Origin of the sequence: Pseudomonas sp. W2Oct36 (assembly GCF_041060465.1) — a bacterium.
Classification (GTDB): domain Bacteria; phylum Pseudomonadota; class Gammaproteobacteria; order Pseudomonadales; family Pseudomonadaceae; genus Aquipseudomonas; species Aquipseudomonas graminis_B.
Map to the genome: position 1 here is coordinate 55,151 of NZ_JAUERW010000024.1, position 9,440 is coordinate 64,590.

At 61.5% G+C, this 9,440-nt stretch carries 9 protein-coding genes; 8 read left to right on the forward strand and 1 reads right to left on the reverse strand.

Going from position 1 to position 9,440, the window contains the following annotated elements; translation table 11 throughout:
- Nucleotides 1–391: 391 nt before the first annotated feature.
- Complete coding sequence (locus tag QWI18_RS23160) at nucleotides 392–1,312, reverse strand: LysR substrate-binding domain-containing protein (RefSeq protein ID WP_065991377.1); 921 nt, start codon at nucleotides 1,310–1,312, stop codon at nucleotides 392–394.
- A 166-nt stretch (nucleotides 1,313–1,478) separates the two neighbouring features.
- On the opposite strand from QWI18_RS23160, the gene QWI18_RS23165 reads away from it, so the two are divergent.
- The 8 genes from QWI18_RS23165 to hydA all read left to right on the forward strand — a co-directional run bounded on the left by QWI18_RS23165 (nucleotide 1,479) and on the right by hydA (nucleotide 9,199).
- Entirely contained in the window at nucleotides 1,479–2,096 is a 618-nt protein-coding gene (locus QWI18_RS23165; RefSeq protein WP_192135498.1) for a hemolysin III family protein, read from the forward strand.
- A gap of 306 nt (nucleotides 2,097–2,402) precedes the next feature.
- Complete coding sequence (locus QWI18_RS23170) at nucleotides 2,403–3,179, forward strand: transporter substrate-binding domain-containing protein (protein WP_065991205.1); 777 nt, start codon at nucleotides 2,403–2,405, stop codon at nucleotides 3,177–3,179.
- Nucleotides 3,180–3,231: 52 nt separating this feature from the next.
- On the forward strand, nucleotides 3,232–3,909 hold the full coding sequence (locus QWI18_RS23175) for an amino acid ABC transporter permease (RefSeq protein WP_065991207.1): 678 nt from the start codon (nucleotides 3,232–3,234) through the stop codon (nucleotides 3,907–3,909).
- Nucleotides 3,906–4,640, forward strand: coding sequence for an amino acid ABC transporter ATP-binding protein (locus QWI18_RS23180; RefSeq protein ID WP_037018914.1), 735 nt, complete (start codon nucleotides 3,906–3,908; stop codon nucleotides 4,638–4,640). Before QWI18_RS23175 ends, QWI18_RS23180 begins: the two co-directional genes overlap by 4 nt.
- Nucleotides 4,641–4,661: 21 nt before the next feature.
- Entirely contained in the window at nucleotides 4,662–5,909 is a 1,248-nt protein-coding gene (locus QWI18_RS23185) for a cysteine desulfurase-like protein (protein ID WP_369319961.1), read from the forward strand.
- Nucleotides 5,910–5,927: 18 nt separating this feature from the next.
- Complete coding sequence (locus QWI18_RS23190; protein ID WP_065991210.1) at nucleotides 5,928–6,800, forward strand: MurR/RpiR family transcriptional regulator; 873 nt, start codon at nucleotides 5,928–5,930, stop codon at nucleotides 6,798–6,800.
- 52 nt (nucleotides 6,801–6,852) lie between these two features.
- The gene (locus tag QWI18_RS23195) at nucleotides 6,853–7,749 is read left to right on the forward strand and encodes an allantoinase PuuE (protein WP_065991211.1); all 897 of its coding nucleotides are present in this window, start codon (nucleotides 6,853–6,855) and stop codon (nucleotides 7,747–7,749) included.
- A 13-nt stretch (nucleotides 7,750–7,762) separates the two neighbouring features.
- A complete protein-coding gene (gene hydA, locus QWI18_RS23200) occupies nucleotides 7,763–9,199 on the forward strand; it encodes a dihydropyrimidinase (protein WP_369319962.1) in 1,437 nt (478 codons plus the stop codon).
- Nucleotides 9,200–9,440: the final 241 nt, after the last annotated feature.

Below are 9,440 nucleotides of genomic sequence, written 5' to 3' on the forward strand. Positions count from 1 at the left end.
TGCTCGCGAAGGCTTGCATTCAGCCTGCAGAGAAAGTGCTGAACGCCCCGGCCTCTTCGTGAGCAAGCTCACCCCCACAAGTCCTACGACTCGCCCGAGATATCAAATTGACCGAGATCCTGTGGGAGCGAGCTTGCTCGCGAAGGCTGCATTCAGCCTGCAGAGAAATTGGCTGCACGCCCCGGCCTCTTCGTGAGCAAGCTCACTCCCACAAGTTCTACGACTCGCCCGAGATATCAAATTGACGGAGATTCTGTGGGAGCGAGCTTGCTCGCGAAGGCTTGCATTCAGCCTGCAGAGAAAGTGGCTGAACTCCCCGGCCTCTTCGCCCCGATGCGGCCCAGACCAAGCTCACACCCACAGTGGAGATTGGATCGAGCTGAAGCCGGGATCAGGCCTGGGCCAGCCGGTTCGAGTACATCCGGCACTCCGCCAGCAACGCCAGCAGGTTCGGGTCGCGTTCGCGGGCTTTGAGGAAGACCAGTCCGATGTGCTGCTGCATGCGATAGCGCTGTTGCAATGGGATCAGCCGCACACGATTTTCATACACGGCCGCAATCCTCCCCGGCAGCAGCGCGTAGCCCACACCCGAGCTGACCATGCTCAGCAGCGTGAAGATGTCGTTCACCTGCATGGCGATCTTCGGTTCAAATCCGGCCTGTTCAAACACCCGGGCGCCGTCGCGGTGGGTGGCAAAGCCCTGGGTCAGCGTAATGAACGTCGCTTCGCGCAGATCGCCCAGGTTCACTTCGCTTTGCTGGGCGAAGGGTGAATCCACCGGGGCCGCGAGGAAGATATCGTCTGAGAACAGCGGCAAATGCTCGCAATCCGGATCACTCACGGATTCGTTCAGCGACACCAGAATCGCATCCACTTCCATGTTCTTCAGCTTGTAGAAAAGGTCGATGTTCGAGCCCAGAATCAGGTCGATGTTAAGTTCGCTGCGGCGGATCTTCAGGCCCATGATCAGCTGCGGCACGGTTTTGACCGTCAGTGAATACAGCGCCCCCAGCTTGAACCGCGCCGCCGAAAACCCGGCCGCCTGCCGCGTTTGTTCGATGGTGCCGAGCACGTCCTGCACCAGCTTCTGCGCACGCTCCTCCAGCACATATGCGCCTTCGAGCGGTGTGAGGTTGCGACCCTCGTGCTTGAACAGCGGACACCGCAACGCGCTTTCCAGCGAGTGAATCGCCCGATGCACGCTGACCGTGCTTGTCTGCAACTCGGCCGCCGCGCGAGCCAGATTGCCGGTGCGCATGAACGCCAGGAAAATTTCCAGCTTCTTGAGGGTGAGCTCTTCGTCGATCTGCATCGTGTGGGCCCGCGCCGGGTTCTTGTTTTGGGAGCGCCCGATTGTGCCGAAGAGATCGGCGGCTGGCTGCATTAAATTCTCGATAACACGACACAATGCGTTGTCATTGCGGTTCAGAAGCAGGACCCTTGACGCGTGTCGTGCAACTTAGAGAGGTAGTGTGCGGATGTACTACGGAGAAAAATTCAACGCCTGGACGCACTTGGTGGGCGCGATTCTGGCGACGATCGGTGCGGTCTGGATGCTGGTTGTCGCGACGATGGCCGGAGACATCTGGAAGATCATCAGCGTGGCGGTCTACGGTGTGGCCCTGGTGATGCTGTACAGCGCGTCGACGGTTTATCACAGCGTTCGCGGCCGGGCGAAAGTGATCATGCAAAAGGTCGATCACTTTTCCATCTATTTGCTCATCGCCGGCAGCTACACGCCGTTTTGTCTGGTGACGCTGCACGGGGCGTGGGGCTGGACGTTGTTCGGCATCGTCTGGGCGCTGGCGATCATCGGGATTCTGCAGGAGATCAAGCCCCGCTCCGAAGCCCGCGTGATGTCCATCGTCATTTACGCGGTCATGGGCTGGATTGTGCTGGTCGCGGTCAAGCCGCTGATCGCCGCGCTGGGCATGGCCGGATTCGTCTGTCTGGCGCTGGGGGGCGTGTTCTACACCGTGGGGATCATTTTCTTCGCGTTCGACACCAAGGTCCGACACTTCCATGGGGTCTGGCACCTGTTCGTCATCGCCGGCAGCCTGCTGCACTTTGTCGCGATCATGCGTTACGTGTTGTGAGGCTGGGCATCGCTGACCCAGCTCCTGCACATTCGGGTCTTACGCAGCGTACGTAGTTGGGCGATCCATGCGCTGCTTCGGTGCATGGCGTCCTTCAAATCACTGATCACTTTCTGTACACCCCACAGCCTTGCGCGCTTTCCCTTCTGCACCAATGCGGATAACTTCCGCACCCGATTGAAGCATTTAATTCATTTATTTTATTTGTTGAATTATTTGATTCGTCATCCTAGTCTGATCCTCGAAACGCCCCCTCTTGTGGTAAGGCGGCCTTCTTGAACTGACTGATCAATCGGGGAGCAAGACATGAATGTGAAAGTACTCTTGAGCATGGCCGTGGCAACCGCCTTTTCCGCATCCACCTGGGCCGCTGACTGGACCGTCGGCGCCAACGTGGGCAACGTGCCGTGGGAGTTTCAGGACGCCAAAGGCGAGATCGTCGGCTTCGAAGTCGACGTGGTGAAGGAAGTCGCCAAGCGCGCCGGCAAGACCGTGGAATTCGTCAACATCCCGTTTAACGGTCTGTTCAGCGCCGTGCAGTCCAAGCGCGCTGACATCGCCATCTCCTCGATCACCATCACGCCCAAGCGCCTTGAATCGGTCGGCTTCGCCCAGCCGTATTACGACAGCGACCAATCCCTGTCCGTGCTCGCCAAATCCGGCATCAACGGCCTGAAAGACATGGACGGCAAAGTGGTCGGCGTCGACACCGGCTCCACCGGCGACATGTGGGTCAACGCCCATCAGGCCGAATACAAATTCAAGGAAGTCTCACGCTACGAAGGGCTGTCGCCTGCGATGCTCGATCTCGCGTCTGGCCGCATGGACGGCTATATCAGCGACATCCCGGCGGTCCTGTACTACATCAAAGACAAGCCGCAGTACAAAGTCGTCGCGAAAATTCCTACCGGTGAGAAGTATTCGTTGATGCACGCCAAGGGCTGGGCGTCGGCCGGCCAAGTCAACGACATCATCAGCACGATGAAGAAAGAAGGCGTGATCGCCGACCTGCACAAGAAGTGGTTCGGTGCCGACGCTGATCCGGAGTCCAGCACCGTCAAAGTGGTCGATGTGCTCAAGTAATCCCTGACCGCTCGCACCCGCGCCCGTCACTGCTCGCCACCAAGGAATCGCAATGGAGTTGTTAGAAACGTTCTTCAACTGGAGCGTGTTCGTCGATGCGCTGCCACTGATGCTCCGCGGCCTGGGCGTGACGGTGATGCTCGGTGTGGTCAGCATTATTCTCGGCCTGGTGGGCGGGCTGGTGCTGGCGATGCTGCGGTTGTACGGGTACGCGCCGGTGCGGTTTCTGGCGCGGGTGTACATCGACGTGCTGCGCTCGATTCCTTTGCTGGTGCTGTTGGTGCTGATCTATTACGCGCTGCCGTTTGTGGGCATTCGCCTGTCGTCGTTCGCGGCGGCCACGGCGGCGCTGTCACTGGTGTCCTGCGCGTACTCGGCGGAGATTTTCCGCTCCGGCATCGAAGCCATTCCGCGCGGTCAGTTCGAAGCCTCGGCCTCCCAGGGCATGAGCTTTTTCAACACCATGCGCGACATCATCCTGCCCCAGGCCATGCGCATCGTCATGCCGCCCATGACCAGCAACTGCATCAACGTCATGAAAGACACCGCGCTGGCGTCGGTCGTGGCGATGCCTGATCTGCTTAAACAAGCCACTCAGGCGCAAGCATTGTCAGCCAACCCCACACCGCTGGTGGGCGCGGCGGTCATGTACCTGTTGCTGCTTCTGCCGCTGGTGCAACTGGTGAGCTGGATCGAGCGGCGTAACGGCGCCGGGAGGAAAAGCGCATGAGCACCGTCATTGAAATGGAAGGCGTGGCCAAATTCTACGGGCCGTTCCAGGCCCTGACCGACATCAACCTGACCGTCGATCAAGGCGAAGTCGTGGTTATCCTCGGGCCGTCAGGCTCCGGGAAATCCACACTGATTCGCTGCATCAATCTGCTGGAGGAATACCAGCAGGGCGACATCCGCGTCGGCAGCCAACGTGTTGAAACGGGCCCGAAACTGGCGGGCATTCGTTGCGAAGTCGGCATGGTTTTTCAGAATTTCAATCTGTACCCGCACCTCACCGTGCTCGCCAATGTGGCGCTGGCGCCTGTCCGCGTCCGCGGCATGTCTCGGCGTGACGCCAATGAACGTGCGCGCCTGCTGCTGGAGAAAGTCGGCATGGGCGCCCACGCGGCGAAATACCCGAGCCAGCTGTCCGGCGGCCAGCAGCAGCGCGTGGCCATCGCCCGGACCATGGCCATGGAACCACGGGTGATCCTGTTCGACGAGCCCACTTCGGCGCTCGACCCGGAGATGGTCGGCGAAGTGCTGGACGTCATGCAGAACCTCGCCCGCTCGGGCGTGACCATGGTCGTCGTGACCCACGAGATGGGCTTTGCGCGCAAGGTCGCCGACCGGGTGATCTTCATGGAGAACGGCCGAATCATCGAACAGAACAACCCGCACGATTTCTTCACGGCCCCGCAAGAGCCGAGAACCCGCGCGTTTTTGCAGGCCATCCTGCATCACTGATCAGACTCTGGAGCTCATCCCTTGAATGCCTTGGACATCGATTACGTACGCAGCCAGTTTCCCGCCCTCGGCAGCGGCTACGCCTACCTGGACAACGCCGGCGGCTCGGCCGTTCTCAAGCCGGTCGCCGAGCGCATCACTGATTACTTGCTTAATAGCGCCGTCCAGTTGGGTGCGTCCTACAGTGAGTCGGTAGATGCTGGCGCACGTGTGATGAAGGCGCGGGAATCGGTCGCGCAACTGATCAACGCGCGCTACCCGGAAGAGTGCGTGATGGGCGGCTCGACCACCCATTTGCTGCAAATCCTCTGCCGCGCCATCGCCCCGTCGATCAATCCCGGCGACGAAATCATCGTCACCAACTGCGACCACGAAGCCAACATCGGGCCGTGGGTAAGGCTGTGCGAAGACCGCGGCGCGACCTTGCGCGTCTGGGCCGTCGACGCCCAGAGCATGGACCTGGAATTGGCTGATCTGGATGCGCTGCTCAGCGACAAGACTCGCTACCTGGCCATGACCCACGCGTCGAACATCCTCGGCAGCGTCAACCCGGTCGCCGAAGTGGCGCGCAGGGTGCACGCGGTCGGCGGCAAGTTGTGCGTCGATGCCGTGGCCTACGCGCCCCATCGGCTGGTCGATGTGCAGGCCAGCGGCGCCGATTATTACGTGTTCAGTTTCTACAAGACCTTCGGCCCGCACTTCGCCGTGCTGTGGGGCAAACGCGAGGCGTTGCTGGAGCTGCCGAGCCTGAACCACTTTTTCATCGGCCAGGAGGTCATTCCCTACAAGCTTCAGCCCGGCAACCTGAACTACGAGCTGTCCTACGGCTGCATCGGCATCAGCGATTACCTGATCGACATCGGCCGACGCCTCGGCGCCAGCGGCAGCGAACGCCAGCTGATGCAGGCGGCGTTCGATGCCTTTGAAGTCCAGGAAGACCTGTTGGCCGAAACGCTGCTGGCGTTTCTGCGGGAGACGCCGGGTGTACGAATCATCGGAAAATCCCGTGTGACCGATGGTGATCGCGTGCCAACCATCAGCTTCGTGGTGGAGGGCATTCAGTCGGAAGCCATCGTGCGCCGCGTGGACAATCACCGTATGGGCATCCGCTTTGGTGACTTCTATGCGCGCCGCCTGATCGAACAGTTGGGGCTGACCCTTTATGGCGGCGTGGTTCGTGTGTCGATCGCCCACTACAACAGCGTCGATGAGCTGAATCGTCTGGTGGAGCATCTGGCTCAGGCGATCACAGAACTGCGTCCCTCCTGACTTCTATCGAGCCTTTTTATGCCTGTACCCCAAACCTTGGCCGAGCTGCGTGCCGCCATCGTCGAACATCAGGAACGCCTGACTGCGCGACAGCGTGATGCCGCGCATTACCTGAACGAGCACCCCCACGATGTGGCGCTGAACACGGTCGCGGCGCTGGCGAAGATCTCCGGCATCCCGTCCTCCGCGTTCATTCGGCTGGCCCAGGCGCTGGGCTTCGGCGGGTTCAGCGACCTGCAGCGTCTGTTCAAGCAGCCGTTGCAGCAGGCCGGGCAGGGCAGCTTTAAAGAGCGTATTCGGCACTATCGCGGCGAGCAGTTGCTCGATGACCCCACCGATGTGGGCGCCATGCTTTCGGCATTCAGCCGCGCGAATATCGTCTCGCTGGAGCACTTGGCCGAAGGCGAGCAAGTCGAGGCCATCGAGCGCGCCATCGAGCTGTTGGAGCAGGCGCGCACCACCTTCGTGGTCGGCATGCGTCGCTCGTTTCCCATGGCGTCCTACCTGAGTTATGCACTCAGCCGTGTCGGTCGTCGTGCCGTACACATCAGCGGTCTGGGCGGCAGCTTGCGCGAACAGGTCGGTGCGCTGCACGGCGATGATGTGCTGGTGGCGGTGAGTTTTCCGCCGTACGCGCAGGAAACCATCGACGCCTGCCAGCAAGCGGTCGCCGCGGGGACGCCCATCGTGGCGATCACTGACAGCATTCTCAGCCCCATCGGACAAACCGCGTCGGTGATGATCGAGGTCAACGACGCCGAGCTGCTGGGCTTTCGTTCCCTGACCGCTGCGTTCTGCATTGCGCAGACCCTGGCCATGGGCCTGGCCTTTCGCACCGGCCAGAACCTCGATGGCCCCGACCATGATGCATTGAAAACCATCGACTGCTGAGCCCTGGCTTGGCGGTCTGCCGACTGTTCGAACGTTGCAGGAGTAGGCTTTTATGGCATCACCCATTCGAGATCTGGTCGGCTACGGCCGGCAGCGCCCCCAAGGCACCTGGCCCAACGGCGCGCGTCTGGCCGTCAACTTTGTCATCAACTACGAAGAAGGCTCGGAGCGCTCCCTCGCCATGGGCGACCCTGACCAGGAGAGCATGACCGAGTGGGGCAGTTATCAGTTTCCCGACGGCGTGCGCAATCTGGCGATGGAGTCGATGTACGAATACGGCGCCCGCGTCGGCATCTGGCGCATCCTCGACATCCTGCAACAGGCCAACGTCCCGGCGACCTTTCATGCCTGTGCGGTGGCCTTCGAGCAGAACCCGGATGTCGCCAAAGCGGCTGTCGAGCTGGGCCATGAAATCTGCAGTCACGGTTATCGCTGGGAGGAGGTCTTCCGCCTGACCGAGGCTGAAGAGCGCGAGCACATTCGCCTGGCGATCGAGTCGTTCGAACGCACCTGCGGCAAGCGTCCGGTGGGCTGGTACTGCCGCTACGGCGCCAGCGTTCATACGCGACGGCTGGTCGCGGAAGAGGGCGGGTTTCTCTATGACTCGGACGCCTACAACGACGACGTGCCGTATTTCGTCGACGTCGAGGGCAAGCAACATCTGGTGGTGCCGTACACCAGCGACGTCAACGACTTCCGCTACTGGAACTCGCCGGGCCTTTCGCAGGCGTCCGATTTCCTCGAGTACATGAAGGAAAGCTTCGATGTGCTGTACGAAGAGTCGGCCGACGGCTTGCGAATGATGTCCATCGGGCTGCACCCGCGCATGGTCGGACGTCCTGGCCGTGTCCGCGCGATCAAGCATTTCATCGAGTACGCCCAGGCCCGCGAAGGCGTCTGGTTCACCACCCGCGAAGAGATCGCCAAGGCCTGGCTGACCCGCGCCTGAGGGAGTGAACGACATGCAGGCTTTTGATTTGATCATCCGCAACGCCAATGTGGTGACGGCGGCGGACGGTTTCCTGTGCGACATCGGCGTGCGCGACGGCCGAATCGTCGCGCTGGGCCTTGGCCTGCAAGGTGCCGCAGAGGAAGTCGATGCGCGAGGGCGAACCGTCACCCCCGGCGGTATCGACAGCCATGTGCATCTGGATCAGCCGACCGGTGATGGTTCGGTCATGGCCGATGACTTCGAAAGCGGCACCCGCTCGGCAGCCTGTGGCGGGACTACAACGGTGATTCCCTTTGCCTGCCAGCAGAAGGGCCAGACCCTGCGGGCGGCGGTGGAGGATTACCATCGGCGTGCGGACGGTCGGGCGCTGATCGATTACGCGTTTCACCTCATCGTCACCGACCCTACCGAAGACGTGCTGCGCCGCGAGTTGCCCGAGCTGATTGCCGAGGGCTACACCTCCTTCAAGATCTACATGACCTATGACGCGCTGAAGCTCAACGACCGGGAGATTCTGGAAACCCTGTCGGTGGCGCGGGCCGAAGGCGCGATGGTGATGCTCCACGCCGAAAACAGCGACTGCATCGCTTGGTTGACCGAGCGCCTGCTCGCCGCCGGCCATAAAGCGCCGCGTTATCACGCCACGTCGCGGCCGATGCTGGTCGAGCGCGAAGCCACGCATCGGGCCATTGCGCTGGCCGAGCTGGTCGATGTGCCGATTCTCATCGTGCATGTGTCCGGACGCGAGGCCATCGAGCAGATCCGCTGGGCGCAGAGCCACGGCTTGAAGGTGTACGGCGAAACCTGCCCGCAGTATCTGTTTCTCACCGCGGATTCCCTTGGCTGCGATGACAGCTTCGAAGGCGCAAAATGCATCTGCAGCCCGCCGCCGAGAGACGCTGGCAATCAGCAAGTGGTCTGGGACGGCCTGCAGAATGGCTCGTTCGAAGTGTTCTCATCGGATCACGCGCCGTTTCGCTACGGCGGCCCGGACGGCAAGCGTGCCCACGGCGAGACGGCGCCGTTTTCCGAAGTGGCCAATGGCATTCCGGGCGTCGAGACGCGCATGGCGCTGCTCTGGTCGGAAGGCGTGCGCAAGGGGCGAATCAGCCCGCAGGCGTTTGTCGCGCTGACGGCCACTAATGCGGCGCGGCTGTACGGTTTGTATCCGCGCAAGGGCAGCATCGCCATTGGCTCGGATGCGGATCTGGTGATCTGGGATGAGGACCTGGACATCGAACTGACCAATGAAATGCTGCACCACAACGTCGATTACACGCCGTACGAGGGGATGCGCTTGAGTGCATGGCCGGCGATGACGTTCGCCAGAGGGGCGCGGGTCTGGGACGGCAGCCCGTTGGGCGAACCGGGGCGTGGAGAGTTTCTGCCCTGCGCCCGGCCGGAGCCTGCGAAAGCCCGGCGTCGAGCGTCGGAATTGCCGCAGTGAGGACTAAATAACTGGCGGATGTACGCGACCCTTGTAGGACTGGCTTCAGCCGGGAAGGGGCCGGTGTGCGCACCATCAATCTTGCGGCGTGACGACTGACGCCTTCCCGGCTGAAGCCGGTCCTACAAGGGATCGGGGCCGGTGTGCGCACCTGTAGTGGTCAACTAATTCCGGACACCTCGATAGGTTGTTTCAAGGCCATCGTCCGTTCGTAAACGGTCGGTGGCAGATACCCCAGTTT

Coding starts and splice junctions, on each gene's coding strand:
- QWI18_RS23180 (WP_037018914.1), top strand. CDS start 3,906: ATGAGCACCGTCATTGAAATGGAAGGCGTGGCCAAATTCTACGGGCCG.
- hydA (WP_369319962.1), top strand. CDS start 7,763: ATGCAGGCTTTTGATTTGATCATCCGCAACGCCAATGTGGTGACGGCG.
- QWI18_RS23195 (WP_065991211.1), top strand. CDS start 6,853: ATGGCATCACCCATTCGAGATCTGGTCGGCTACGGCCGGCAGCGCCCC.
- QWI18_RS23165 (WP_192135498.1), top strand. CDS start 1,479: ATGTACTACGGAGAAAAATTCAACGCCTGGACGCACTTGGTGGGCGCG.
- QWI18_RS23160 (WP_065991377.1), bottom strand. CDS start 1,312: ATGCAGATCGACGAAGAGCTCACCCTCAAGAAGCTGGAAATTTTCCTG.
- QWI18_RS23175 (WP_065991207.1), top strand. CDS start 3,232: ATGGAGTTGTTAGAAACGTTCTTCAACTGGAGCGTGTTCGTCGATGCG.
- QWI18_RS23170 (WP_065991205.1), top strand. CDS start 2,403: ATGAATGTGAAAGTACTCTTGAGCATGGCCGTGGCAACCGCCTTTTCC.
- QWI18_RS23190 (WP_065991210.1), top strand. CDS start 5,928: ATGCCTGTACCCCAAACCTTGGCCGAGCTGCGTGCCGCCATCGTCGAA.